Annotated in this window: 26 protein-coding genes and 2 tRNA genes; 14 read left to right on the top strand and 14 right to left on the bottom strand. The window is 70.9% G+C overall.

Annotation, left to right across the window (positions count from 1 at the left end; all coding sequences use genetic code 11):
* The first annotated feature begins 18 nt into the window (after positions 1–18).
* Positions 19–91, top strand: a tRNA-Ala gene (locus tag ACI2LY_RS24475).
* Between the two features lie 103 nt (positions 92–194).
* Here ACI2LY_RS24475 and ACI2LY_RS24470 read toward each other — a convergent pair.
* Positions 195–893, bottom strand: coding sequence for a DUF5324 family protein (locus ACI2LY_RS24470; protein WP_393594262.1), 699 nt, complete (start codon positions 891–893; stop codon positions 195–197).
* A gap of 278 nt (positions 894–1,171) precedes the next feature.
* Between ACI2LY_RS24470 and ACI2LY_RS24465 the strand changes: the two genes are divergently transcribed.
* Positions 1,172–1,702, top strand: a complete 531-nt coding sequence (locus tag ACI2LY_RS24465; protein ID WP_393913242.1) for a peptidylprolyl isomerase — start codon at positions 1,172–1,174, stop codon at positions 1,700–1,702.
* Between the two features lie 105 nt (positions 1,703–1,807).
* Positions 1,808–2,716: a rhomboid family intramembrane serine protease gene (locus tag ACI2LY_RS24460; protein WP_404709043.1), complete on the top strand. Its 909-nt coding sequence runs from the start codon at positions 1,808–1,810 to the stop codon at positions 2,714–2,716.
* Between the two features lie 272 nt (positions 2,717–2,988).
* On the opposite strand, the gene crgA is transcribed toward ACI2LY_RS24460, so the two are convergent.
* Positions 2,989–3,243 (bottom strand): cell division protein CrgA, encoded by a 255-nt coding sequence (crgA, locus tag ACI2LY_RS24455; RefSeq protein ID WP_030805947.1) that lies wholly within the window; start codon positions 3,241–3,243, stop codon positions 2,989–2,991.
* Positions 3,244–3,395: 152 nt separating this feature from the next.
* On the opposite strand from crgA, the gene ACI2LY_RS24450 reads away from it, so the two are divergent.
* The 5 genes from ACI2LY_RS24450 to ACI2LY_RS24430 all read left to right on the top strand — a co-directional run bounded on the left by ACI2LY_RS24450 (position 3,396) and on the right by ACI2LY_RS24430 (position 7,068).
* A complete protein-coding gene (locus ACI2LY_RS24450) occupies positions 3,396–4,184 on the top strand; it encodes a DUF881 domain-containing protein (RefSeq protein WP_404709042.1) in 789 nt (262 codons plus the stop codon).
* Positions 4,185–4,395: 211 nt separating this feature from the next.
* Complete coding sequence (locus ACI2LY_RS24445) at positions 4,396–4,557, top strand: hypothetical protein (protein WP_030805941.1); 162 nt, start codon at positions 4,396–4,398, stop codon at positions 4,555–4,557.
* Positions 4,554–5,195 carry an aminodeoxychorismate/anthranilate synthase component II gene (locus tag ACI2LY_RS24440; RefSeq protein WP_404709041.1) on the top strand — a complete coding sequence of 214 codons (642 nt, stop codon included), beginning with the start codon at positions 4,554–4,556 and terminating at the stop codon, positions 5,193–5,195. The genes ACI2LY_RS24445 and ACI2LY_RS24440 overlap by 4 nt, the downstream gene beginning before the upstream one ends.
* The gene (locus ACI2LY_RS24435) at positions 5,192–6,274 is read left to right on the top strand and encodes a class E sortase (protein ID WP_404709040.1); all 1,083 of its coding nucleotides are present in this window, start codon (positions 5,192–5,194) and stop codon (positions 6,272–6,274) included. The genes ACI2LY_RS24440 and ACI2LY_RS24435 overlap by 4 nt, the downstream gene beginning before the upstream one ends.
* Before the next feature lie 47 nt (positions 6,275–6,321).
* The gene (locus ACI2LY_RS24430; protein WP_404709182.1) at positions 6,322–7,068 is read left to right on the top strand and encodes a class E sortase; all 747 of its coding nucleotides are present in this window, start codon (positions 6,322–6,324) and stop codon (positions 7,066–7,068) included.
* An 87-nt stretch (positions 7,069–7,155) separates the two neighbouring features.
* Here the strand turns inward: ACI2LY_RS24430 and pknB are convergent, their stop codons facing one another.
* The 6 genes from pknB to ACI2LY_RS24400 all read right to left on the bottom strand — a co-directional run bounded on the left by pknB (position 7,156) and on the right by ACI2LY_RS24400 (position 15,550).
* Positions 7,156–9,135 carry a Stk1 family PASTA domain-containing Ser/Thr kinase gene (gene pknB, locus ACI2LY_RS24425; protein ID WP_404709039.1) on the bottom strand — a complete coding sequence of 660 codons (1,980 nt, stop codon included), beginning with the start codon at positions 9,133–9,135 and terminating at the stop codon, positions 7,156–7,158.
* Positions 9,136–9,305: 170 nt separating this feature from the next.
* Entirely contained in the window at positions 9,306–10,781 is a 1,476-nt protein-coding gene (locus tag ACI2LY_RS24420; protein ID WP_404709038.1) for a peptidoglycan D,D-transpeptidase FtsI family protein, read from the bottom strand.
* A 175-nt stretch (positions 10,782–10,956) separates the two neighbouring features.
* Positions 10,957–12,426, bottom strand: coding sequence for an FtsW/RodA/SpoVE family cell cycle protein (locus ACI2LY_RS24415; protein ID WP_404709037.1), 1,470 nt, complete (start codon positions 12,424–12,426; stop codon positions 10,957–10,959).
* Between the two features lie 27 nt (positions 12,427–12,453).
* Positions 12,454–14,007 carry a Stp1/IreP family PP2C-type Ser/Thr phosphatase gene (locus tag ACI2LY_RS24410; RefSeq protein ID WP_389003802.1) on the bottom strand — a complete coding sequence of 518 codons (1,554 nt, stop codon included), beginning with the start codon at positions 14,005–14,007 and terminating at the stop codon, positions 12,454–12,456.
* Positions 14,008–14,148: 141 nt separating this feature from the next.
* On the bottom strand, positions 14,149–14,685 hold the full coding sequence (locus tag ACI2LY_RS24405; protein ID WP_404709036.1) for an FHA domain-containing protein: 537 nt from the start codon (positions 14,683–14,685) through the stop codon (positions 14,149–14,151).
* Positions 14,686–14,695: 10 nt separating this feature from the next.
* Positions 14,696–15,550, bottom strand: coding sequence for an FhaA domain-containing protein (locus ACI2LY_RS24400; RefSeq protein WP_404709035.1), 855 nt, complete (start codon positions 15,548–15,550; stop codon positions 14,696–14,698).
* A 439-nt stretch (positions 15,551–15,989) separates the two neighbouring features.
* Here ACI2LY_RS24400 and ACI2LY_RS24395 point away from each other — a divergent pair.
* Positions 15,990–16,076: transfer RNA gene (locus ACI2LY_RS24395), tRNA-Leu, on the top strand.
* A gap of 160 nt (positions 16,077–16,236) precedes the next feature.
* Here ACI2LY_RS24395 and ACI2LY_RS24390 read toward each other — a convergent pair.
* On the bottom strand, positions 16,237–16,734 hold the full coding sequence (locus ACI2LY_RS24390) for a PadR family transcriptional regulator (protein ID WP_404709034.1): 498 nt from the start codon (positions 16,732–16,734) through the stop codon (positions 16,237–16,239).
* On the opposite strand from ACI2LY_RS24390, the gene ACI2LY_RS24385 reads away from it, so the two are divergent.
* From ACI2LY_RS24385 to ACI2LY_RS24365, 5 genes are all read left to right on the top strand, one after another.
* Positions 16,718–18,202: an MATE family efflux transporter gene (locus ACI2LY_RS24385; protein ID WP_404709033.1), complete on the top strand. Its 1,485-nt coding sequence runs from the start codon at positions 16,718–16,720 to the stop codon at positions 18,200–18,202. The genes ACI2LY_RS24390 and ACI2LY_RS24385 overlap by 17 nt on opposite strands.
* A gap of 35 nt (positions 18,203–18,237) precedes the next feature.
* On the top strand, positions 18,238–19,752 hold the full coding sequence (locus ACI2LY_RS24380; RefSeq protein WP_404709032.1) for a DUF2252 domain-containing protein: 1,515 nt from the start codon (positions 18,238–18,240) through the stop codon (positions 19,750–19,752).
* Between the two features lie 73 nt (positions 19,753–19,825).
* A complete protein-coding gene (locus ACI2LY_RS24375; RefSeq protein WP_404709031.1) occupies positions 19,826–20,296 on the top strand; it encodes a hypothetical protein in 471 nt (156 codons plus the stop codon).
* 106 nt (positions 20,297–20,402) lie between these two features.
* Positions 20,403–21,224 carry a hypothetical protein gene (locus ACI2LY_RS24370; protein WP_389003817.1) on the top strand — a complete coding sequence of 274 codons (822 nt, stop codon included), beginning with the start codon at positions 20,403–20,405 and terminating at the stop codon, positions 21,222–21,224.
* A 59-nt stretch (positions 21,225–21,283) separates the two neighbouring features.
* A complete protein-coding gene (locus ACI2LY_RS24365) occupies positions 21,284–21,613 on the top strand; it encodes a rhodanese-like domain-containing protein (RefSeq protein WP_161201595.1) in 330 nt (109 codons plus the stop codon).
* Between the two features lie 26 nt (positions 21,614–21,639).
* Here the strand turns inward: ACI2LY_RS24365 and paaE are convergent, their stop codons facing one another.
* From paaE to paaA, 5 genes are read right to left on the bottom strand one after another with little or no spacing between them, the layout of a single operon-like run.
* Positions 21,640–22,704 (bottom strand): 1,2-phenylacetyl-CoA epoxidase subunit PaaE, encoded by a 1,065-nt coding sequence (gene paaE / locus ACI2LY_RS24360; RefSeq protein ID WP_404709030.1) that lies wholly within the window; start codon positions 22,702–22,704, stop codon positions 21,640–21,642.
* Entirely contained in the window at positions 22,704–23,240 is a 537-nt protein-coding gene (gene paaD, locus ACI2LY_RS24355; protein WP_404709029.1) for a 1,2-phenylacetyl-CoA epoxidase subunit PaaD, read from the bottom strand. Before paaD ends, paaE begins: the two co-directional genes overlap by 1 nt.
* Positions 23,234–23,953, bottom strand: coding sequence for a 1,2-phenylacetyl-CoA epoxidase subunit PaaC (gene paaC / locus ACI2LY_RS24350; protein WP_404709028.1), 720 nt, complete (start codon positions 23,951–23,953; stop codon positions 23,234–23,236). The genes paaD and paaC overlap by 7 nt, the downstream gene beginning before the upstream one ends.
* The gene (gene paaB, locus ACI2LY_RS24345; RefSeq protein ID WP_130337920.1) at positions 23,950–24,237 is read right to left on the bottom strand and encodes a 1,2-phenylacetyl-CoA epoxidase subunit PaaB; all 288 of its coding nucleotides are present in this window, start codon (positions 24,235–24,237) and stop codon (positions 23,950–23,952) included. Before paaB ends, paaC begins: the two co-directional genes overlap by 4 nt.
* Positions 24,234–25,253 carry a 1,2-phenylacetyl-CoA epoxidase subunit PaaA gene (paaA, locus tag ACI2LY_RS24340; RefSeq protein WP_393913225.1) on the bottom strand — a complete coding sequence of 340 codons (1,020 nt, stop codon included), beginning with the start codon at positions 25,251–25,253 and terminating at the stop codon, positions 24,234–24,236. The genes paaB and paaA overlap by 4 nt, the downstream gene beginning before the upstream one ends.
* Between the last annotated feature and the right edge of the window lie 206 nt (positions 25,254–25,459).

Here is a 25,459-nt window from a genome sequence, read left to right as displayed (position 1 = left end):
TGCCGGTCGTTCCCGTCCGGGGCCTTAGCTCAGTTGGTAGAGCGCTGTCTTTGCATGGCAGATGTCAGGGGTTCGACTCCCCTAGGCTCCACAGCGAAAACCCCCTCCGAGCTGCGGAAACGCAGTGCGGAGGGGGTTTTCTCAGTGTTTCACGTGAAACGGCGTGCGAGGAGCGTGACTTGGGGACCGGCAGGTCACCTGTTCTCGTCGCCCTCGATGTCGTCCTCGACCTGCTTCGCCTGGACCTCCGGGTCCAGTACGGAGGGGCCGGTGCCGTCGACCGAGTGCAGACGGGCCGCGTCCGGCATCTCCGTCGCGGCCGGGGGCTCGACCAGCCAGTCCGGGTTGGCCTGACGGTCCCACCACTGCCATACGACATAGGCGCCACCCGCGAGCAGGCTCGCCAGCGCCATGTACTTCAGCGCGCGGCCCGTACGGCCCCGGCGCTCGTTGCGGCGGGCCAGCTTCTTGATCTCCTTGGCCGAGACATTGCCGCGCAGCGCGACGAAGGCGGCGGCGCTGCGCGCGGCGGCCTCGTCGTACACCGGGGTGGCGGCGGCCACGGCCTGCTCCAGTACGGGACGGGAGTAATCGGCTGCCTGCTTGGCGGCCTTGCGGGTGAGCTTGGCGGCGTCCTGCGCTGCCTGATCGACCTTCGGCGGCACGTGGGAAAGCGCTCGCTCCACCTGCGGGGCGAGCTTGGCGTCGTACTGCAGACGGGCCTGGTCGGCCGCCTGGGCGACCACGGGCGCCAGCCGTACGCGCGCCTCCTGCGTGTAATGCGCGGCGCGCTCCTTGGCCGTGTCGGCGTAAGGCGCCACCACGTCCGCTGCGTGCAGCACGCTGTCCTTGGCCGAACCGGTCGCGGCGCGCACGCTGTCGATGCGGGTCACGGGAACCTCCTCCTCGGTGGCGTACGGTATTTCGACTGTCCACCCTGTTACGGATCATGCCTGCCCGTGGCCCACACAGCATGCGTGGACGGGCATACGGGTGCCGATCTCTGTCGAAGTCAGGAAATTCCGGGCAACCGGCCCCGTCCACGACACTGCCACGATTCCCCGCTCGGCGCTGCCCATTCCGACCCGAACTCACCATCGCCCGCCCGGCTCCGGGCCGACCTGGGCGTGCGAGGATCGGAGGCGAACGGAAAGACAACGGAAGGCAGATCGTGGCCGAGCAGCTTTACGCCACCCTCAAGACGAACCACGGCGACATCAAGATCAGGCTGTTCCCGAACCACGCGCCGGCCACGGTCAAGAACTTCGTCGAACTGGCGCGGGGCGAGCGCTCCTGGAAGCACCCGGGGACCGGCGTCGAGAGCACGGACCGGCTCTACGACGGCACCACCTTCCACCGGGTGATCAGCGGCTTCATGCTCCAGGGCGGCGACCCGCTCGGCACCGGCATCGGCGGCCCCGGCTACCAGTTCCCGGACGAGTTCCACCCCGACCTGTCCTTCAACAAGCCCTATCTGCTCGCCATGGCCAACGCCGGGCCGGGCACCAACGGCTCGCAGTTCTTCATCACGGTCTCCCCGACCACCTGGCTGAACCGCAAGCACACCATCTTCGGCGAGGTCGCGGACCCGGCGAGCCAGAAGGTCGTCGACGCCATCGCGGCCGTCCCCACCAGCCGCAACGACCGTCCGGTCGAGGACGTGGTGATCGAGTCCGTCGTCGTGGAGAAGAGCGAGAGCTGACCGGAACCAAATGCCTCGCTCGTCCGTAAAGATGAGCGAGGGGCGGTGCCGCGCTCCCGGAGCCTCGGCGGACGACGCGGGGGACAAGAGGGACAAGGGGATCTCATGGACCAGGCCGCAGCCGACGCCCCGGGCGCCCGCAGCGTGCCCGGGTGCTACCGGCACCCGGACCGCGAGACCGGCGTGCGCTGCACCCGCTGCGACCGCCCGATCTGCCCCGAGTGCATGGTCGACGCCTCCGTCGGCTTCCAGTGCCCCGACTGCGTGCGCGGCGGCACCCCCGCCCCCGTCCCGAGCGGCACCGCACCCGCCGCGAGCCAGGACAACCGGCCCCGCACCCTGGCGGGCGGCACCCTCACCAGCGATCCCCGGCTGGTCACCAAGATCCTCATCGGGCTGAACCTGGCCGCCTTCCTGGCCTCGCTCTCCCTGGGCGACAAGTTCACCGACCAGCTCGATCTGATCGGCCGGGCCTACGTCCCCCACCTGGGTGGCGTGCAGGGTCTCGCCGAGGGGCAGTACTACCGCCTGCTGACCTCGATGTTCCTGCACGGCGGGTATGTCCACCTGCTGTTCAACATGCTCAGCCTGTGGTGGATCGGCGGCCCGCTGGAAGGCGCGCTCGGCCGCGCCCGCTACCTCACGCTGTACCTGGTCTGCGGCCTGGCCGGCGGTGCGCTGAGCTATCTGCTGGCCGCGCCCAACCAGCCCTCGCTGGGCGCCTCCGGTGCGATCTTCGGCCTGTTCGGCGCCACCGCCGTGCTGATGCGCCGCCTGCGCTACGACATGCGGCCGGTCATCGTGCTGCTGGTGGTCAACCTGATCATCACCTTCGGGGTGCCGGGCATCGCCTGGCAGGCGCACATCGGCGGCCTGGTCGCCGGTGTCGTCCTGGGGTACGCGATGGTCCACGCCCCGCGCGAGCGCCGGGCGCTGATCCAGTACGGCGCGTGTGCCCTGGTGCTCGTCGTGGTGGCCGTTCTCACCCTGGTGAGAACCGTGCAGCTCACCTGAGCCCGAACCGTTGTCCACAGTCTGTGCCCGATCTTGTGCATACCGTGCGGGAACAGCTGTGCCCCCTGTCGCTCGGATGAGACTCCGCAGGTCAGACAGGGGGCGCGTGGTGGAGAACCGGTCGTCGGATGGTGTTGTCGGCGTCAACCGGGGATTAGTTATCCACAGATCGTATTCCTTTTCCCCAGGGGGGTGTGGATACTTCGTTGGCCTGTGGATAACTCAGCGGCGGGCCGTGGGCAGAGGTCGGCCGGACCGGGCGTGGAGCCCCGTCACTTCCACTGCGTGGAGACGCCGAAGCCCGCGGCGATGAAGCCGAAGCCGACCACGATGTTCCAGTTGTCCAGGCTGTCGATCGGCAGCGAGCCGTCGGTCACGTAGAACACCACGATCCACGCCAGGCCGATGAGGAACATGGCCAGCATGACGGGCGCGACCCAGGCGCTGTTGGTGAGCTTGATGGCCTGCGCCTGCTTGACGGGCGGCGGCGTGTAGTCGGCCTTCTTGCGGATACGTGACTTCGGCACGAGGGTCTCTCCTGTCGATGCGCTGCGTGGCCGCGCAGGTGTCTGGGTCGGGCTCGGGGCAGCGTACAAGGGGACGGCAAGGGCACACCGAGCCCTCCCCCGGGCGTCCGTTAGCGTAGTGCTTCCGCGGCGCCGAAGGAGATAAGGGTACGTTGAGCAATTCTGCCGACTCCCCAGGGACGGGAGCAAGGGGTCCCGCTCCGGCCCGCCGCGCGCGCTTCCGGCCGGTACGGATACTCACCGCCGGGGTCTTCGCCTTGGCCGGGCTCCTCTTCGTCACCAGCTTCAACACCGCCAAGGGCACCGACCTGCGCACCGACACCTCGCTGCTGAAGCTGTCGGACCTGATCCAGGAGCGCAGCCGCAAGAACCAGGGCCTGGACGAGTCCAACGCCACACTGCGGCGCGGCGTGGAATCGCTCGCCGAGGGCGACGACGGCAGCACCCGCGCCCAGGACGAGAAGCTCGGCGGGCTGGAGAAGAGCGCGGGCACCGAGCGGCTCACCGGCAAGGCCGTCACCGTCACCCTCGACGACGCCCCGCCGAACGCCACCGCCAAGCTCCCCGGTTATCCCGCCCCGCAGCCCGACTACCTCGTCATCCACCAGCAGGACCTCCAGGCGGTCGTCAACGCGCTGTGGCACGGCGGCGCCCAGGGCATCAAGGTCATGGACCAGCGGCTGATCTCCACCAGCGCGGTCCGCTGCGTCGGCAACACCCTGATCCTCCAGGGCCGCGTCTACTCGCCCCCGTACAAGATCACCGCTGTGGGCGACCCGGACCGGCTGAAGCAGGCGCTCGCCGCGAGCAAGGCGATCCAGAACTACATGGTGTACGTCAACGTCTACGGCCTCGGCTGGGACGTCGCCGACGAGGGCACCATCACGCTGCCCGGCTACACCGGCACCGTGGACCTGCACTACGCGACGCCCGTGAAGTAGGCGCCCGCGAAGGAGCCGCGCGTGGAGGAGCCGCCGCTCACCCGCCGACCGCGTGTTCGCGGTGCGAAACCGTTCCGCCCGTCATTGAGGTGATCGGCGCCCGGCCCCGTAAGTCCAGGTGGGCTCCAGGCAGGCCGGAGGCGGGCCCGCCGCCGTTAGTCTGGTGCCGTACGGCGTGAGTCAGGAGCCGTGGAGGAACGGAAGGGACGGCATGTACGGCTGGATCTGGCGGCATCTGCCGGGCAACGCGTTGGTGAGGGCACTGATCTCGCTCGTGCTCGTCGTGGCCGCGGTCTACGTCCTGTTCCAGTACGTGTTCCCGTGGGCGGAACCGCTGCTGCCCTTCAACGATGTGACGGTGGACAACCAGTGAGCAGCGCCCGGATTCTCGTCGTCGACAACTACGACAGCTTCGTCTTCAACCTCGTCCAGTACCTGTACCAGCTTGGCGCCGAGTGCGAGGTGCTGCGCAACGACGAGGTGACCACGGCCCACGCCCAGGACGGCTTCGACGGCGTCCTCCTCTCGCCCGGACCGGGCACGCCCGAGGAGGCCGGGGTCTGCGTGGACATGGTCCGGCACTGCGCCGCGACCGGCGTCCCGGTGTTCGGGGTCTGCCTCGGCATGCAGTCGATGCAGGTCGCCTACGGCGGGGTGGTGGACCGGGCGCCCGAGCTGCTGCACGGCAAGACCTCGCCCGTGATCCACGAAGGCCGGGGCGTCTTCGCGGGGCTCCCGACGCCGTTCATCGCCACCCGGTACCACTCGCTGGCCGCCGAACCGGCCACCGTGCCCGCCGAGCTGGAGGTCACCGCCCGCACCGCGGACGGGATCATCATGGGGCTGCGCCACCGTGAACTCCCGGTCGAGGGCGTGCAGTTCCACCCCGAGTCGGTGCTGACCGAGCACGGCCACCGGATGCTGGCCAACTGGCTGGCGGAATGCGGCGACGCGGACGCGGTGGCGAGGTCGGCGGGGCTCGCCCCGGTGGTGGGCAGGGCCACGGCGTGACCACACCGCGCCCGGAGCGCGAGGACGGGTACGGCGGGGTGCCGTACGGGTCCTACGGTCCGGCGTTCGTGGGCGCGGGCGATCCGGGGACGGCGCGGATGCCCGCCGTGGACCAGTACGACCAGTACGACCAGTACGGCGATCATGTCCCTGAACTCCCCCTGGACGACCGGACGGTGGCACTGCGGGTGCCCGGCGCCCCGGAGGGCGCGCACGGCTCGCTGAGCGCCTCCGCGAGCGCCGCGGGCTCCGGGAGTGCCACCGGTGGGCGCGCGGCCCGCAGAAAGGCCGCCAAGCGGGGTGGCGGGCGCCGTGGCGGGGGAGGCGAGGAGGCGACGGCTTCCGCGGCGGGTCCGGCGCGGCCGCTGTCGCGGGTCGAGGCCCGGCAGCGGGAGCGGGCGCGCAAGCCGGGGGCGGGCGTCCTGATCAGCCGGGCGATCGGCGAAGTCTTCATCACCACCGGCGTGGTCATGCTGCTGTTCGTCACCTACCAGCTGTGGTGGACGAACGTACGGGCGCACGCGGAGGCGGGCAGCGAGACCAGCCAGCTCCAGGACGACTGGGCGAACGGCAAGCGGGCGCCGGGGGTGTTCGAGCCGGGGCAGGGGTTCGCCATCCTGCACATCCCCAAGCTGGACGTGGTCGCGCCGATCGCGGAGGGCGTCAGCAACAAGAACGTGCTCGACAAGGGCATGGTCGGGCACTACGGCGAGGCCCCGCTGAAGACCGCGATGCCGTACGACAAGACCGGCAACTTCGGGCTCGCCGCGCACCGCAACACCCATGGGGAGCCGTTCCGTTACATCAACCGGCTGGTGCCGGGCGACGCGGTCGTGGTCGAGACGCAGGACGAGTACTTCGTGTACAAGGTGGCGTCGATGCTGCCGGTGACGCCGCCGTCGAACACGAGTGTGCTGAATCCGGTGCCGACGGGGTCCGGGTTCACCCAGCAGGGGCGGTACATCACGCTGACCACCTGCACGCCCGAGTTCACCAGCAAGTACCGGCTGATCGTCTGGGGCAAGATGGTCGAGGAACGCCCGCGCAGCAAGGGCAAGCCGGACGCGCTCATCCAGTAGCGGCGGTCCGCCGACCAGCCGAAGAGCCGAACATGGGCAGGGGATCTGTGGCAGCGACCGCCGACGGCACCGAAGAGCACACGGCCGCGTCCCGCAGGGGCGGGGGTCCGCCGCGGGGGCAGGGGCCCGTCGCGCGGGCGGTCAGCCTCCTCGGGGAACTCCTCATCACGGCCGGGGCGGTGCTCGGGCTGTTCGTCGTGTACTCGCTGTGGTGGACGAACGTCGTCGCCGACCGGCACGCCGACCAGCAGGCCGACAAGGTCCGCGACCACTGGGCACGCTCCGACACCGGGCCCGGCGCGCTGGACACCAAGGCGGGCATCGGCTTCCTCCACGTCCCGGCCATGCGCAACGGCACGGTACTGGTGGAGAAGGGCACCTCCCCGGACGTCCTCGACGAGGGGGTGGCCGGCTACTACACCGACCCGGCCAGGGCCGTGCTCCCGATGACCGGCAAGAAGGGCAACTTCACCCTCGCCGCCCACCGCGACGGCCACGGCGCCAAGTTCCACAACATCGACAAGGTGCACGAGGGCGACCCGGTCGTCTTCGAGACCAAGGACAAGTGGTACGTCTACAAGGTCTACTCGGTCCTCCCCGAGACCTCGAAGTACAACGTCGACGTCCTCGCCCAGATCCCCAAGGAGTCCGGCCGCACCAAGCCGGGCCACTACATCACCCTGACCACCTGCACCCCGGTCTACACCAGCCGCTACCGCTACGTCGTCTGGGCCGAACTGGTCCGCACGGAAAAGGTCGACAGCAACCGCACCCCTCCGGCGGAACTCCGCTGATCACTGCTTGAGATCACTGCTTGAAACGAAGAGTCCCCCGGCGCCCATGGGTGCCGGGGGACTCTTCGTTGGTCGGAGCGGAGTGGGTCAGCCGTTCGGGCCGCCGAAGATTCCGCCGCCTCCGGCTCCGTTGTTGCCCTGGGTCACGGCTATCACCGTGATGGTGTCGCCCTTGTTGGCCGGGGTGCCGGGGGGGACGCTCTGGGTGAGGACGGTGGCGTTGTCGTCGCCCGCGCCCGGTCCCGTGGGCTGGATCTGGAGGCCGACGGCCTGGAGAGCGTCGCGGGCGGCCTTGAGGGTCTGGTTGCGGACCTCGGGGACCTGGACCTGTTCCGGGGTGTCGTTCTTGCCGACGTTGATGGAGACCGGGGTGCCCTTCTTGACCTGGCGGCCGATCTCCGGGTTGGTGCCCTGGACCTTGTCCTTCTGGGCCGGGTCGGCCACGGGCTGGTCGGTGCAGGTCGGGACGAGGCCCGCGTTCTGGAGGTCGGCCTTGGCCTCGTCGCAGGACTTGCCCGCGACGTCCGGGATGGTGACCTTCTCCTCGGCCTTGGCGACGGTCAGGGTGATCTTGGACCCCTTCTGCACCTGGTTGCCGCCGGTGGGGTCCTGGTCGACCACGTTGTCCGGGGTGTCGCTGGAGACGCGGGTCTCCTTCTTCACCGTGAGCTGGTAGTCGTCGCCTTCCAGCTTCTCCCGGGCCTCGTCGAAGGGAAGCCCGATGACGCTCGGGATCGTCACCTTGGGCGCTCCGGTGGAGACGACCACGTTGACGGTGTCCTTCTTCTTGACGTCCGTACCGGCCGCCGGGTCCTGCGTGCAGATCTTGTCCTTGGGCTGGTTGTCACACGGCTTGCGCGTGACCTCGCCCAGCTTCAGATCGGTGGCCTCCGCCATCTTCCGGGCCTCGTCGACCGAGTGGCCCACGAAGGTCGGCGCCGGGAACGGCTTCTCGGTCTTGCCGGAGAACATCACCATCCCGATCAGGACGGCGCCGACGAGCACCAGCACACCCGCGACCGCGAGCAGGATCGTCGAGGTGTTGTTGCTCTTCTTCTGCTGGCGCCGCCGGTCGGGCCGGTCGTCGTAGCCGTAGCCGCCGTCGTCCGCGTTCATCGGCGGGAGCATCGTCGTCGCCCCGGCCGACTCCTGCCGCATCGCGGTGGTGGCCTGGTTGTCGGCGTAGCCGTAGCCGACCGCGCTCATGGCGGCGGTCGCGCCGACGGGCTGGCCGTCGAGGCACGCCTCGATGTCGGCGCGCATCTCGTCGGCCGACTGGTAGCGGTAGTTCGGGTCCTTGGTCAGCGCCTTGAGGACGATCGCGTCCATCTCCGGCGTGATCTCGGGGTCGAACACGCTCGGCGGCTGCGGTTCCTCGCGGACGTGCTGGTAGGCCACGGCCACCGGGGAGTCACCGACGAACGGCGGACGGACGGTCAGCAGCTCGTAGAGGAGGCAGCCCGTGGAGTACAGGTCGGAGCGGGCGTCGACCTGCTCGCCCTTGGCCTGCTCCGGGGAGAGGTACTGCGCGGTGCCGATCACGGCCGCGGTCTGCGTCATCGTCATCCCGGAGTCGCCCATGGCGCGGGCGATGCCGAAGTCCATCACCTTGACCTGGCCGTTGCGGGTCAGCATGACGTTGGCCGGCTTGATGTCCCGGTGGACGATGCCGCTGCGGTGGGCGTACTCCAGACCCTGGAGGATGCCGATGGTCATCTCCATCGACCGCTCAGGCAGCAGCTTGCGCCCGGAGTGCAGCAGCTCACGGAGCGTGGAGCCGTCGACGTACTCCATCACGATGTACGGGATCGAGACCCCGTCGATGTAGTCCTCGCCCGTGTCGTAGACCGCGACGATCGCGGGATGGTTGAGCGAGGCGGCAGACTGGGCCTCCCGGCGGAACCGGGCCTGGAAGGACGGGTCACGCGCGAGGTCCGCGCGCAGCGTCTTCACCGCCACGGTGCGGCCGAGGCGGGTGTCATGCGCGAGGTAGACCTCGGCCATGCCACCACGGCCGAGCACGTGGCCCAGCTCGTACCGGCCGCCTAGGCGACGCGGCTCTTCCATAGCTACTTACCAGCCCTCTCCGTCGGTCCCGGCCGGCACGGGTGTGCGCGGCCGGAGCTGCCGTCCGGGCCTACCGTACCCGGCTCGCTCCGTGTGCCCTGGCCAAGCCGGTAACCCGATACCGGACCGGTACCGCAACGTGCGCCGATGTGAAGGACACGTGAGCGGGTTCACTTCTTGGAGTTGATGACCGCCTCCATGACGTGCTTCGCGATCGGGGCGGCCAGGCCGCCACCGGAGATGTCGTCACGGACGGCGTTGTCGTCCTCGATGACCACGGCCACGGCGACCGGAGCGCTGTGGTCGGGCAGCTTGGCGTAGGAGAGGAACCACGCGTACGGGTTCTCGCTGTTCTTCACACCGTGCTGCGCGGTACCGGTCTTGCCACCGACGGTCACGCCGTCGATCTGCGCGTTCTTGCCGGTGCCGTCCTTGACGACCGTCTCCATCATCGACTGCAGGATCTGCGCGTTGCCCGGCGACAGCGGCTGGCTCATCTCCTGCGGCTCGTTCTTCTCCACCGGGTCCAGGTTGGAGGACTGGAGCGAGTCGACCATGTACGGCTTCATCAGCTTGCCGTCGTTGGCGACCGCGGAGGCGACCATGGCCATCTGCAGCGGGGTGGCGGCGGTGTTGAACTGGCCGATGGAGGACAGCGCGGTCTGCGAGTCGTTCATGTTGTCCGAGAACACCGAGGCGTTGGCGCGGATCGGCGTGAACTGCTCCTCGTCGAAGCCGAACTTCTTGGCCTCGTCCAGCATCTTCTCGTTGCCGAGGTCGGCACCGATCTTGCCGAAGACGGTGTTGCAGGAGTACTGGAGCGCGACCCGCATCGTCGCGTCCTTGCAGGGGATGTTGCCCTCGTTCTTCAGCTCGGTCTGCGTGCCGGGCATCACCCAGGGCAGCGGGCTGTCGGTCTTCTGGTCGGCCGAGGCGTACTTGCCGTTCTCCAGCGCCGCGGCGGCGGTGACCACCTTGAAGGTCGAGCCGGGCGGGTAGGTCTCGCGCAGCGCCCGGTTGAGCATCGGGTCGGCGGAGTCGCTCTTCTTCTGCAGCTTCGACCACGCCTCCGCGTCGCCGTCACGGGACCCCGCGAAGGACGACGGGTCGTACGAGGGGTACGAGGCCAGCGCGAGGATCTTGCCCGTGGAGGGCTCCAGCGCGACGACCGCGCCCTTGCCGCCCTGGTTCTTCAGCCCGGAGTACGCGGCCTTCTGCGCGGCGGAGTTGAGGGTGGTGACGACGTTGCCGCCCTGCTTGGGCTTGCCGGTCAGCATGTCCAGGGTGTTGCGGAAGAACAGCCGGTCGTCGTTGCCGGTGAGGATGCCGTCGTTGATCTTCTCGAGCTGGGTGCTGTCGAACGCCTGGGAGGAGTAGCCGGTGACCGGCGCCCACATGGGCCCGTTCTTGTACGTGCGCTTGTACTTGAAGTCACCGGCCTTGGTCTCCACGGAGCCGGTTATCGGGTCGCCGTCCACGATGATGTCGCCGCGCGGGGCGGCGTAGCGCTCGATGGAGACGCGGCGGTTGTCCCCGGCGGTGCGGAGCTTGTCGGCCTGGACGTACTGGAGCCAGTTGTCACGGATCAGCAAGGCCAGGACGAGCAGTCCGCAGAAGAGCGCGATGCGGCGCAGGGGCTTGTTCACGTCCGGCCTTTCCACGAGCTGACAGGGACGCCTGTCGCTTCGGTCTCTCGGTGTCGCTGGGGCTGGACCCCGTCCATGGCCGCCCACAGTCTAGGGGCACTGCCTGTGGACGGAGACGCTCCTGAGGCCCGGCGACGGGACCCGCCCGGAGGTACGGTCCCGCCGCCCGCCGCGCTCACTGCTCGTCGGGCCCGGTGGCGCCGGGCCGCACGATCTGCGTCATCTCGGCGTCGGGGTTCCCGGCCGGGCTGGGTGCCGGGCGCCGGGCGGTGTCGCTGATGCGGATCAGGATGCCGATGAGCGCCCAGTTGGCGATGACGGACGAACCGCCGTACGCGAGGAAGGGCATCGTCATACCGGTCAGCGGGATGAGCCCCATCACACCGCCCGCGACGACGAACACCTGGAGGGCGAACGCGCCGGACAGGCCCACCGCGAGCATCTTGCCGAAGGGGTCGCGGGCGGCGAGGGCGGTGCGTACACCGCGCTCGACGATCAGGCCGTAGACCAGCAGGATCGCCATGATGCCCGCCAGGCCCAGCTCCTCGCCGAAGGTGGCGAGGATGAAGTCGGAGTTGGCGGCGAAGCGGATCAGCTCGGAGTGACCCTGGCCCCAGCCGGTGCCGAGGGTGCCGCCGGAGCCGAACGCCCACAGGGCCTGCTGGAGCTGGTCGGAGTGGACACCGGTGACGCCCGGGGTGCGGCTCAGCTCGTACTCATGCATCGGGTTGAGCCACGCCTGCACACGGGTCTGGACGTGCGGCTCGAAGGTGGCCACGCCGACCGCGCCCGCGGCGCTCATCAGCAGACCGAAGACGATCCAGCTGGTCCGCTCGGTGGCCACGTACAGCATGATCACGAACATGCCGAAGAACAGCAGCGAGGTACCGAGGTCGGTCTCGAAGACCAGGATGATGATCGAGATGAACCAGACGACCAGGATCGGGCCGAGGTCGCGGCCGCGCGGCAGGTAGAGGCCCATGAAGCGGCGGCTGGCGAGCGCGAGCGCGTCCCGCTTGACCATCAGGTACCCGGCGAAGAAGACCGCGAGCACGATCTTGGCGAACTCACCGGGCTGGATGGTGAAGCTGCCGATCTTGATCCAGATCTTGGCGCCGTAGGTCAGGTCGGCGCCGAGGCCGGGCACCAGCGGCAGCAGCAGCAGCACGAGCGCGGCCACCATGGAGATGTACGTGTACCGCTGCAGCGTGCGGTGTTCCTTGAGGAAGATCAGCACGACGGCGAACAGGATGATGCCCAGCGCGGTGTAGACGAGCTGGTTGGTGGCCTTGCCGCCCGCCTGGCCGATGGACTGCAGCAGCTTCGACTGGTCCAGGCGCCAGATGCACACCAGACCCAGCCCGTTGAGCAGGGTGGCCAGCGGCAGCAGCAGCGGGTCGGCGTACGGGGCGAACTTGCGCACCGCGAGGTGGGCGACGCCCGCCAGCAGGCCGAGGCCCAGGCCGTAGCCGAGCAGGCCCGTGGGGACCTGGTCGTTGAGGGCCAGGCCCACGTTGGCGTAGGCGAACACCGGGATGACCACGGCGAAGATCAGCAGGGCCAGCTCGGTGTTGCGGCGGCTCGGCGCACCGATCGAGCCGATCGTGGACGTGTGGTGCGTCGGCGTGTTGGTAGTACTGCTCATCGTGTGACGGGGCCTCTCACAGCTTGCCTACTGCTTGCCGCACTGATCGGCGACCTTCTGCTCATCCTCGGAGAGGCTGGGGCCGGGCCGGGGAGTGGCGGTTGCGGTCGGGGACTTCGAGGGCGACGCCTGCGACTTCGACCCGGAGGCCGAGGGGTCCGGCGAGGGGCTGGCCTTGGTGAAGGCGGTCTTGGTGGCACCGGTGGTGCCGCCGGTCGCGCCCTGGCCCGTCTTGGGGTTCTGCTGCTCGCGCTCGGCGGTGGTGCGCTCGGCCTCCTTGCGGCAGGCGGACGCCTGCGTGGAGAGCGCCTGGACCTTGGAGCGGGCCTGGGACAGACCGCCCGCCACCACGATCGTGTTCTTGACCTGCTTCTGCTGGTACGACGGCAGGTACTTGAGTTCGATCTCGGGGTGGTCCTGCTCGACCTTGGACAGCGAGACCCAGGCGAGGTCCTGGCTGATGCCCCGGTAGAGCGCGACGTGCTCGCCGTTGACCCCGACGTAGTACTGGGTCTGGGTCCAGCGCCAGCCGCCGTACACCGCGCCGCCGATCACCGCGAGGGCGAGGGCGCTCCAGAGGGAACGCTTCAGCCAGCGACGGCCCTTGCGGGGCTTGGTGAAGTCCTCCTCGGAGTACTCCCCGAAGCTGCCCTCGGGGGCGTATTCCTCGGTGTCGCCGGAGGGCCCGCCGTGCCGACCGCCACCGCCCTGCCTGCGGCCCTGGCGGCCGAGGTGCGAGGCGCGGCCGGCCGGGGTCTGCATGATGCCGTTGTCGTGGTTCAGGTGGTGCTGGTTTTCGGCGACGGCGCCGACCACGACGGGGGTGTCGGAGAGCTGCCCGGCGAGGGTGTCTCCGGTCTCCAGGTCGAGGACGTCGGCGATGATCACCGTGATGTTGTCGGGGCCGCCGCCGCGCAGCGCGAGCTGGATCAGCTCCTGCACGGTCTCCTGCGGGCCCTGGTAGCTGGCGAGCGCCTCCTCCATCGTCTGGTGGGAGACGACGCCGGAGAGCCCGTCGGAGCAGATCAGGTAGCGGTCGCCCGCGCGGACCTCGCGGATGGAGAGGTCGGGCTCGACGTGGTCGCCGCTGCCGAGGGCGCGCATGAGCAGCGCGCGCTGCGGGTGGGCGCCCGCCTCCTCCTCGGTGATCCGGCCCTCGTCGACCAGGCGCTGCACCCAGGTGTGGTCCTGGGTGATCTGGCTGAGCATGCCGTCGCGCAGCAGGTAGGCGCGCGAGTCGCCGACGTGCACGAGGCCGAGCCGCTGGCCGGTCCAGAGCAGCGCGGTGAGGGTGGTGCCCATGCCCTCGAGCTGGGGGTCCTCCTCGACCATGGAGCGCAGCTGCTCGTTGGCGCGGCGCACGGCGGTGCCCAGCGAGGTGAGGATGTCGGAGCCGGGCACGTCGTCGTCGAGCGTGACCAGGGTGGAGATGACCTCCGAGGAGGCGACCTCACCGGCGGCCTGGCCGCCCATGCCGTCGGCGATGGCGAGCAGGCGGGGACCGGCGTAACCGGAGTCCTCGTTGCCCTCCCGGATCATGCCCTTGTGCGATCCGGCGGCGAAGCGCAGTGACAGGCTCATGCGCACCTCGCCAGTCGGCTCCGGGTACAGCCGGTCGTGTCGAGCCACACTGCCCACCCTCCGGTCGGGAGCGCGCCGGGGACCGGATTGCGGTCCGCCGCCGCGTGCTCGCTCCGCTCGCGCTCATTCATTGGTGTAGCACTACTTCCGCAGCTCGATGACGGTCTTGCCGATGCGGATCGCGCCGCCCGGCGGGACCGGCGTCGGGGTCGTCAGCCGGGACCGGTCCAGGTAGGTGCCGTTGGTGGAACCGAGGTCCTCCACGATCCACTGGCCGTCGCGGTCGGGGTAGATCCTGGCATGCCTGCTGGAGGCGTAGTCGTCGTCCAGCACGATCGTCGAGTCGTGCGCGCGGCCCAGGGTGATGGTCTGGCCCTGGAGCGCCACGGTGGTCCCGGCGAGGGTGCCCTCGGTGACGACGAGCTTGCTGGGCGCGTTGCGCCGCTGGCGGCCGCCGCCGCTCTGCTGGGCGCGCTGTCCGCGCTGGCCGCGTCCCTGCGACTGCGCGGACTGCTGCCGGGCGGCGGCCTGCGGTCGCTGGGCCTCCCGGCGCGCTCCGCGCTGTGTGACACGCGTACCGAACAGATCGCTGCGGATGACCTGCACGGCCACGATCACGAACAGCCACAGTACGGCCAGGAAACCCAGCCGCATGACCGTGAGGGTCAGCTCTGACATTGCCCCCGCTTCACCCTTCGGCTTGCCTATAGATAACGGTGGTGCTGCCCACGACGATCCGCGAGCCGTCGCGGAGCGTAGCGCGGGTGGTGTGCTGTCCGTCCACCACGATGCCGTTGGTGGAGCCGAGGTCCTGGACGCTCGCGGGCGTTCCGGTGCGGATCTCACAGTGCCGGCGGGAGACGCCGGGGTCGTCGATCCGGACGTCCGCCTCGGTGCTGCGGCCGAGGACCAGGGTCTGGTGGGAGATCTGGTGGCGGGTGCCGTTGACCTCGATCCAGTACCGGGTCGCGCCGCCGCCCATCGGGGCGGCCGAGGGCCGCTGGGTGGCGGGCTGGGGGTAGCCGTAGCCGCCGGGCCGGGCGCCGGGAGGCGGCGCGGACGGCATCGGGGGGGCTCCGGCGGGCGGGTAGCCGTACCCGCTCTGGGGGGCCTGGGGGCCTGCGGGGCCCGGACCGCCGGACTGGGGGGCCTGGGGCTCCTGGCTGCTGGAGGAGGCGAGGGTGCGGCTGCGCACCCGGTACAGACCGGTGTCCAGGTCGGGGGCCTTCTCCAGGGTGACCTTGATCGGGCCCATGAAGGTGTACCGCTGCTGCTTGGCGTAGTCGCGGACCATTCCGGCCAGCTCGTCGCCGAGCTGTCCGGAGTAGGGGCTGAGCCGCTCGTGGTCGGGCGTGCTCAGCTCCACGATGAAGTCGTTGGGGACCACGGTCCGGTCGCGGTTCCAGATGGTCGCGTTGTTGTCGCACTCCCGCTGGAGCGCGCCGGCGATCTCCACCGGCTGGACCTCGGACTTGAACACCTTGGCGAAGGTGCCGTTGACCAGACCTTCGAGGCGCTGCTCGAATTTCTTCAGGACTCCCATGGGGCACCTCCTCCGTCGCTGCCGTTCTGCCGTGCCGTGCTCGGCGCGGCAGCCTCGCCGGTACTGCTCACTGATCGTATCTACGCGCCCGGCAATCAGCCGGTTCCCCCAGCGGCCCCCCTTCGAACTCCTTCGGAGGAGGATCGTAGAGGCGGTCTCGCTCCAGTGTCCCGCACCCGGCGGCCGGTCCGGTCCCCCTGTGGATGAGATGGCCGGGACCGGTACGAGGTTGATACCTGAACAGCTTTGTCCACAGGGGCGGCGGTTGCGGGAGTGCCCGCCGGGGGCGCCGTGCGGCGCGGGTTCTCGGGCCGGGGGGCACAGATGGCCTGGTGGGGGGCCTGGAGAAGAGATGTGATTCCACCCCGTGGGCCGTGCTAATGTTCTGCATGTCGGAAGGGGCCAGCCCGCAAGGGCCAAGCCGGAAGACACACCCAATGCGCGGGTGGCGGAATAGGCAGACGCGCTGGATTCAGGTTCCAGTGCCCGAAAGGGCGTGGGGGTTCAACTCCCCCCTCGCGCACCATAGTCAAGTGGGCGGCATCGTGAAGATGCCGCCCACTTTGGCGTTCCCGGCCAAGCGTTTCCCCCTGGGGGCTTGTGAGGAAGGTCTCAGGTGGCCTGGGCCTTCCCGATGCCGTCGGGCGGGAGTTGGCGAAGGGCGGCTGCTCGGCGGGGTCTTGGGATCACGTCGGCCGTGGGGGCTCGGCGTCCAGGTCCCGGAGGGCCTCCTCCAGCCAGGCGCGTTCCGCCCGCTGGGCCGCCCTGGCCATGACCAGCATCCCCTTGCGGTACGGGTCGGGCTCGTCGGCGATGCGTACCGGGGTGCCGTCATGGGTGAAGAAGCCCGCCGGGCGGGTCAGGAAGTCCAGGCGTCGGCGCAGTACGGCTGCCCGGCGGGCGGGGTCGGGCACCTGGCTGAGGAAGGCCAGCAGGGTGAAGAAGGCCCCGCCGTCAGTGATCTCCGTCTCCTTGGGCTCGCTCAGCCTGCGCAGCAGCTCGGCCCGGCCGGACGGAGTGATCCGCAGCACCTGCCGCTGGGGCGCGCTGTCGCCGGGCTCGGCCTCGCGCTCCAGGTGCCCGGCCTGGCGGAGCCTGTCCGAGCCGTCGTGGACGCGGGGCCGCGACGGGTGCGCGCGTCCGCGCGCCCTCGGAAAGGGGTGACCGGTGTCTCCTGGGACCAAGCGCTCGGCGCAGGCTCCCGCCGCCTTCGAACCCGGCGCTCCGGCCGCCACCCGCCGGGCGCTGCTCGGGCTCGGTGTCCCCGTCTACGGCGAACTGCTCTCCGGTGTGGTCGCCGGGATCATCGACACCCTCTGGGTGGCCCGCCTCGGAGAGGCCGCGGTGGGCGCCGTGGCGGTGGCGAGCACGGTGGAGAACGTGCTGCTCGGCGTCATCCTCATGGCCGGTACCGGCGCCACGATGCTGATGGCGGACGCCCTGGGGGCCGGGCGGCGCGGGGAGGTCCCGGTGGTGGTTCGGGCGGTCGCCGTCCTCTGGCTGGTCATCACGCCCGTCGTGACCGTGGGCGGCTTCCTCCTCCGGGACCGGGTGGCCACCCTCCTCGTGGGCGGCGGGGAGGGCGAAGTGCACCGGCTGGCCGTCGCCTTCTTCGCCGTCTCCTTCCCCGGCATGGCGGTCTTCTTCGCGCAGAACGTCGTCGACGGCCTCATCAAGGGCACCGGGGACACCCGCACCCCGATGCGGATGGCGCTCCTGGCCAACGGGATCGTGCTCGTTCTCGATCCCCTACTGATCTACGGCGTCGGCCCCCTGCCTCGGCTGGGTGTGCAGGGCGCGGCGTTCGCCACGCTGGCGGGGCGAGCGGTGGCGCTGGCGGTCAGTCTCGTGTTTCTGCGGCGGGTGCTCGGCCGGGCGGCGGGCGCTCAGCGGGCGGCGCCCGGTCCGCGCACGGCCACCGTGTTGCGGCGCGTGCTGCGCATCGGGCTTCCGGTGTCCGGGGACTTCGTGCTGCGGATGGGCATGAGCGCGGCTCTCGTCGGCATCGTGGCCAGGTTCGGTGCGGGCCCGCTCGCCGCCTACGGTGTCGGGTCCAAGGTGATGCTGCTCGTCACCATGGCCTGCTACGCCTTCCGGCAGGCGGCCGCCATCCTGACCGCCCGGACGCGGGGTGCGGGGCGGAGCGCCGCGTGGCTGATCGGACGGCAGAGCCTGCTGCTCGCCACGGCGACCGCCTTCGGCGCCGGGCTCTTTCTCGCGCTGGGCGGGCGCCGCTTGACGCGGCTCTTCACCGGCGAGCCCGCCGCGGTGGACGCGGGCGCGGTCTTCTTCCGCTGGCTGCTGCCCTACCTGGTACTGCTCGCGGGGGTGGTGGCGCTGGGCGGCGTGTTCATGGGTGCGGGGCGCCCACGCGCGCTGCTCGCGGTCACGGCGTTCGGCGCCTGTGTGCAAATGCCTCTCGCCTACGGGCTGTCGCTCACTGCTCTGGGGGTGCGGGGGGTGTGGCTGTCGATGAGCCTGGGGACCGGGGCGCAGTACGCGCTGACGTGGGTGTTCTTCCGGCGCCTCACCCGGGCGGGGGCGCCTTGTGAAGGCGGTGCCGGTGGGGTGCGGGGTGCGGGTGCGGCGGGGGAATCGGGTAGGCGTGGGGGTACTGGTGCGGGAGAGGCCGTGGATGTCCACAAGCGGTGAGTTGTCCACAGGGTCTGACGCGTTTCGGTCACCGCATGTACCTTCGGCACGAGTTGATGTTCGAGACGCTCGTGCGGGGCGTGGGCGGTCGGTGTGCGGGGGAGGCGGTCACGGTGACCGGAGCCGGTGTGGAGCTGGCTGAAGCGGTGGGCAGCGCGGGGCTGGAGAGCCGGGTGCCACGGCTGCGCGGGTTCGCGCAGTGGCCGCCGCGAGGCTCCGCCAAGCACCAGGGCAAGGCGCTGCGGGCCGGTGTACCCCGCGCCTCCCACCGGGACCTCGTGGTGGACGACGCGCGTCCGGACGCGGTCGCCGCGGTGGAGGAGTCCAACGCCGGGCGCATCCCGGAACTGACCCCGATACGGGTGGGCCGCATGGCCGCCTCCCCCTTCGCCTTCCTGCGCGGCTCGGCCGGCCTCATGGCGTACGACCTGGCCCGCACCCCGGCGACCGGCATCGGCACCCAGCTCTGCGGCGACGCCCACGCGGCCAACTTCGGTCTGTACGGGGACGCGCGCGGCGGCCTGGTCATCGACCTCAACGACTTCGACGAGACCGTGCACGGCCCCTGGGAGTGGGACCTGAAGCGGCTCGCCGCCTCCCTGGTGCTGGCCGGGCGTGAGGCCGGGGCGGACGAGGACACCTGCCGCGCGGCCGCCCGGGACACCGTGGGCGCGTACCGGCGCACCATGCGGCTGCTCGCCAAGCTGCCCGCGCTGGACGCCTGGAACGCTATCGCGGACGAGGAACTCGTCTCCCACACCGACGCCCATGACCTCCTCGGCACCCTGGAGCGGGTCTCGGCGAAGGCGCGGGCCAACACCAGCGGCCGCTTCGCCGCCAGGTCGACGGAGGACACCGGGGACGGCGGCCGCCGTTTCGTGGACGCGGCCCCGGTGCTGCGCCGCGTCCCGGACGCCGAGGCCGCCGTCGTCGCCGCCTCGCTGGAGCCGTATCTGGCGACGCTCGGCCCGGACCGGCTGCCGCTGCTCGCGCGGTACGCGGTGCAGGACGTCGCCTTCCGCGTCGTCGGCACCGGCAGCGTCGGCACCCGCTCCTACGTGGTGCTGCTCCTCGACCACCGCGGGGAACCGCTCGTCCTCCAGGTCAAGGAGGCCCGGCCCTCCGCGCTCACCCCGCATCTGGCCACCGCGGGCTTCCCGGTGCCGCCCGCCGAGCACGAGGGACGGCGCGTGGTCCTCGGGCAGAAGCGGATGCAGGTCGTCAGCGACATATTGCTGGGCTGGACCACCGTCGACCAACGACCCTTCCAGGTGCGCCAGTTCCGCAACCGCAAGGGCAGCGTGGACCCCGCCGCCCTCGCCCCCGACCAGGTCGACGACTACGGCCGGATGACCGGCGCCCTGCTGGCCCGCGCCCACTCCCACAGCGCCGACCCCCGCCTCATCGCGGGCTACTGCGGCAAGAACGAGGAACTGGACGACGCCCTGGCCGACTTCGCCACCGCCTACGCCGACCGCACCGAGGCCGACCACGCCCAACTGGTCACGGCGGTGCGCTCCGGGCGGATCGCCGCCGAGGCGGGGGTGTGAGCGCCGATGCCTGGACAGCCGTCGTGGTCGGTGCCGCCGTCGTGGCCGGGAAGAGGGTGCCCGGAGTGGTGAGATGAAGTACGTCGAACTGCGCGGCGGTGGCAGCGAGGAGCCGGTGCTCGCCGACCCTCGCCCCTACCTCGCCCGGCTGCCCGGCATCGCCGCCGGACTTCCGCCCGGCGCCCGCGCCTTCGCCACCGACCCGGCGCACTACGACCCCGACGCCAAGCGCTGCGTCCGCGACCTGCTGCCCACGCGGGTGAACCGCACGGCCGACGGTGACGTCGAGATCCGCTTCCGCCACAACTGCTTCCGCCACGAGGAGGACCTCCTCGTCCGCTACACCGGCGTCTCCCGCTTCCAGTCGGACGTGCTGGACGTGTGCGATCCGGCCTCGCTGGGCGATGTGATCCTCGACGAGATCCTGCCGCTGCCCGGCGGCTGCACCCATGAGGTGGCCTGCCGCCCCGGCCGACTGGTGGTGGCCTGCCGCGATCTGGTGGCCGAGTGGGTACCGGCCGCCTGCCCGGACACGGGTACCTAGGTGGGGGTGCCTGGGTGGGGGTGGCCGTGGAGGAGGCGAGTTGGCCCCGGGTGGTCGTCCGGTTCGGCCTGGTTGGGCTCTTGTGGCCGTGGCCTAGGCTGGTCGGGTGACGACCCCGGAAGCTGAGCAGACCGAGCAGTCCCAGTCGCCGCGGCCCGAAGAACGGCTGGAAAACGCCGTCCGCGCCGCCGAGCAGGCGCTGATCGACTTCGAGATCGCCGTGGAGACCTTCCGCGTCGAGGTCGAGAACTTCGCCCGGCTGCACGAACAGCGGCTCGGCCCGCTGTACGCCCGCATCGAGGAACTGGACGCCTCGATCGCCGAGGCGCGGGCCGCCCGCACCCAGGACCCCGAGGACATCCGCCGCGCCGCCGAGGCCCGCGCCAACCTCTCGCCCATCCCCGGCGTCGAGGAACTGCTGCACGGCTGGATGGACGGCCAGGGACTCTTCCCCGAGGCCACCGCGATGCTCACCGACCAGCCGGTGCGGCCTCCGGAGCGGGTGCGTCCCAGCGAGGAGGTCCGCAAGCTCTACCGCGACCTCGCCCGCAAGGCCCACCCGGACCTCGCCCAGGAGAACGCCGAGCGCGCCCGCCGCGAGGAGTTCATCACCCGCGTCAACGCCGCCTACGCCCGCGGCGACGAGGCCCTGCTCCGGGAACTCGCCGCGGAGTGGGCCGCAGGCCCGGTGCCGCCCGAGCGGCAGCCCAGCCCCAGCGACGAGCTGTACGCCCGCCTCGAGTGGCTCTCCCAGCGCAAGGAACTGCTCACCCTGGTCGCCCAGGAACTGGAGAACGGCGCCATCGCGGGCATGCTCCGGCTTGCCCCGGACGACCCCGACAGCCTCCTCACCGAGATCGCCGAGCGGCTGCACGGCGACATCACGCGCCGGGAGGCCGATCTCGCGGCCCTGCTGACGCAGGAGTGAGCCACGGCGTCGGATACTGCGCTTCGGGTAGCGTCGGGGGCATGAGTTTCGGAGCTGGTGTGCCCACGGTCGAGGTCACGGACCTCAAGGACGGCGATTTCCTGCTGGACGTCCGCGAGGACGACGAGTGGCAGGCCGGTCATGCCGAGGGGGCGCTGCACATCCCGATCAGCGAGTTCGTCGCCCGGTACGGCGAGCTGACCGAGGCCGCCCCGCAGGACGGCCGCGTCAACGTGATCTGCCGCTCCGGCGGCCGCTCGGCCCAGGTCACGATGTACCTCGTCCAGCAGGGCATCGACGCCGTGAACGTCGACGGCGGCATGAAGTACTGGGAGGCCGCGGGCCGCCCGGTGGTGACGGACGCCGGTCAGGCCGGGGTCGTGATCTAGGCAGCCCCGTCCGACCCCCGGGCGGCTCACCGGTCGAAGTCCACCTCCACCTTCTCCGTCAGGGGGTGGGACTGGCAGGCCAGGACGTAGCCCGCTTCCGTCTCCTCCTTCTCCAGGGCGAAGTTGCGGTCCATGCGGACCTCGCCGGAGACCAGGAAGGCGCGGCAGGTGCCGCAGACGCCGCCCTTGCAGGCGTAGGGGGCGTCGGGGCGGTTGCGCAGGACGGTGTCCAGCAGGGACTCGCCCTGCTGGACCGGCCAGCTGCCGCCACGGCCGTCGAGGCGGGCGGTGACCGTGCTGTGCGCGGCCGTCGGAGCGGTGGTGGCCGGGGCGGTGCCGCCGTCCACGTGGAAGATCTCCTGGTGGATGCCGGACCGGTCGACGCCCAGGCCGCGCAGGGCCCGCTCGGCGTCCTCCACCAGCCCGTACGGTCCGCACAGGAACCAGCCCTTCACCTGGTCCACCGGGAGCAGCGCGGGCAGCAGTGCGGTGAGCCGGTCCCGGTCGAGGCGGCCCGACGGCAGCCCCGCCTGCTGTTCCTCGCGGGAGAGCACCGTCACCAGCTGGAACCGCTCCGGGTAGCGATCCTTCAGGTCGGCCACGTCCTCCAGGAACATGGTCGAGGCCGCCGAACGGTCGGCCCGGATCAGACAGAACCGCGCGTCGGGCTCACGGGCCAGCAGCGTGGCGGCGATCGACAGCACCGGGGTGATGCCGCTGCCGCCGACGACCGCCGCGAAGTGGCCCGGCGCCGGGTCCAGGGTGAAGCGCCCGGCCGGGGTCATCACCTCCAGCTCGTCCCCGGCCGCTATCTCCTTGAACGCGTAGGTGGAGAACGCGCCCCCGTCGACCAGCCGCACCCCCACCCGCAGCGTGCTCGGGCCGTCCCCGGCCGGGTCGGGTGCCGGGGAGCAGATCGAGTAGGTGCGGCGGATGTCCCCGCCGTCCACGCGGCGGCGCAGGGTGAGGTGCTGGCCCGGCTTGTGCCGGTACTCCTCGCGCAGCTCGGCAGGCACGGTGAAGGTGACGGCGACCGAGTCGTCGGTCAGCCGGTCGATCCCGGCCACCCGGAGCCGGTGGAAGCGTGCCATCACAACTCCTTGAAGTGGTCGAAGGGTTCACGGCAGGACAGGCATCGGCGCAGTGCCTTGCAGGCCGTGGAGGAGAACCGGCTCAGCAGCTCGGTGTCGGCGGAGTCGCAGTGCGGGCAGCGGATGGCCTCCGCCATCGGATCTCCGGCGTCACCGGTGCGGGTCGGACCCAGGGTGAGGGTGACCGGGCCGCCGGGGTGCTGGGTGCGGGGCGGGGCTATGCCGGACCGCTGGAGCTTGCGGCGGCCCTCGGGGGTGATGTCGTCCGTGGACCAGGCGGGGGCGAGGACGGTACGGACGGTGACCTCGTGCATGCCGTGGGCGCGCAGGACCCGCTCGATGTCGGCGCTCATCGTCTCGACGGCCGGGCAGCCGGTGTAGGTCGGGGTGAGGTCCACCTCGACGGAGTCGGCGCCGGTGAGATGCACCGCGCGCAGTACGCCCAGCTCATGCAGGGTGAGCACGGGGAGTTCGGGGTCGGGGACCGACCCGGCCAGCTCCAGCAACTCCGCCTCCAGCGCGGTGACGGTCACCATGACGCCCCCGGGTGGCTGCGGTGCAGGTGCTGCATCTCGGCGAGCATCCGCCCGAACGACTCGGTGTGCAGCCCCTGTCGGCCCGCGCCCGCCGCCCAGGCGCCCGTACGGGGACCCTCGGGGACGGGCAGGGTGGCGCGGTCGAGCACCTCGGTGACGGCGGCCAGCCAACTCGCTTCCAGAGCAGCCCAGTCGACGTCCACGCCGGACACCGGCTGGAACATCTCGCCGGTGAAGCGCCACAGCGCGTCGCAGGCCCGGCTCATCCGGTCGTGGCTGAGTTCGGTGCCGTCGCCGAGGCGCAGGGTCCACTGCTCGGCGTGGTCGCGGTGGTAGGCGACCTCCTTGACCGCCTTCGCCGCCAGCGGCTGGAACGGGCCTTCCCGCGAGGCGAGTTCGGTGTACAGAAGGTGCTGGTAGGTGGAGAAGTAGAGCTGCCGGGCGATGGTGTGGGCGAAGTCCCCGTTGGGCTGCTCCACCAACTGGAGGTTGCGGAAGGCGCGTTCCTCGCGGAGGTAGGCGAGTTCGTCCTCGTCGCCCGTCATGGAGAGCAGCACGCGGGCCTGGCCGAGCAGGTCGAGCGCGATGTTGGCGAGGGCGACCTCCTCCTCCAGGACGGGGGCGTGCCCGGCCCACTCCCCGAGGCGGTGGGAGAGCACCAGGGCGTCGTCGCCGAGGGCGAGCGCGGCGGTGGTGGGGACGGTGGCGGTCACAGGTGCTTCACCCCTTCCGGGATCTCGTAGAAGGTCGGGTGCCGGTAGGGCTTGTCGGCGGACGGCTCGAAGAACGGGTCCTTCTCGTCGGGCGAGGAGGCGGTGATCGCGGTGGCCGGGACGACCCAGATGGAGACGCCTTCGCCGCGCCGGGTGTAGAGGTCACGGGCGTTGCGCAGGGCCAGCTCCGCGTCGGGGGCGTGCAGGCTCCCGGCGTGGGTGTGGGAGAGGCCGCGGCGGGAGCGGACGAAGACCTCCCACAGGGGCCAGTCGGTGTGGGTCATGCGCGCGTCGCTCCTGTCCGGCCGGTGCTCCCGGCGTGTTTGGCCGCGTGGGCGGCGGCCGCTTCCCTGACCCAGGCACCCTCGTCGTGTGCGCGGCGGCGCTGGGTGATGCGCTGTTCGTTGCAGGGGCCGTTGCCCTTCAGGACTTCCTTGAACTCGGTCCAGTCGATGGCGCCGAAGTCGTGGTGCCCGCGCTCCTCGTTCCACTTCAGGTCGGGGTCGGGGAGGGTGAGGCCGAGGGACTCCGCCTGGGGGACGGCGATGTCGACGAAGCGCTGGCGCAGCTCGTCGTTGGAATGGCGCTTGATCTTCCACTCCATGGACTGGGCCGAGTGCTGGGAGGAGTCGTCGGGCGGGCCGAACATCATCAGCGAGGGCCACCACCAGCGGTCGACCGCGTCCTGTGCCATGGCGTGCTGCTCGGGGGTGCCCTCGCTGAGGGCGAGCAGCAGCTCGTACCCCTGGCGCTGATGGAAGGACTCCTCCTTGCAGATGCGGACCATCGCGCGGGCATACGGGCCGTAGGAGCAGCGGCACAGGGGGACCTGATTGGTGATGGCGGCGCCGTCCACCAGCCAGCCGATCGCGCCCACGTCGGCCCAGGTCAGGGTCGGGTAGTTGAAGATCGAGGAGTACTTCTGGCGGCCGGTGTGCAGCTTGTCGAGCAGCTCCTCGCGGCTGGTGCCGAGGGTTTCGGCGGCGCTGTAGAGATAGAGGCCGTGGCCCGCCTCGTCCTGGACCTTGGCCATCAGGATGGCCTTGCGGCGCAGGCTGGGGGCGCGGGTGATCCAGTTCGCCTCCGGCTGCATGCCGATGATCTCGGAGTGGGCGTGCTGGGCGATCTGGCGGACGAGCGTGGCGCGGTAGGCGTCCGGCATCCAGTCGCGTGGCTCGATGCGCTCTTCGGCGGCCACGGCCGTGTCGAAGGCGTGCTGGTGCGCCGCCGTGTCCGCGGTGGCGCCGGGTGCGCCGCCCGCGGAGGTGCGGTCCGTGCGAGGCGCGGCTGCTGTGGCCATGCGGTCCCCCTGACCTAGGACTCTGCCGGAAACACGTCCCGACCGATCGTTCGGTTCGTGCGTGTCAATGGTGTGCCGGGGCGTCGTCGGGTGTCAACCGCTGTGGACAACGCCGTGGGGCGCCTGTGGAAAACCTCTGCGGCGGCCGGGGGCCGCGGGCCGGGGCCCAGGGCTGCGCGGGAGGGTGGGGCTGAGTACCGTTCCGT

It is taken from the genome of Streptomyces sp. NPDC002176 (assembly GCF_044903645.1).
Classification (GTDB): domain Bacteria; phylum Actinomycetota; class Actinomycetes; order Streptomycetales; family Streptomycetaceae; genus Streptomyces.
Note: the sequence above shows the minus strand (reverse complement) of the source record. Positions and strands in the feature narration are given on the sequence as shown.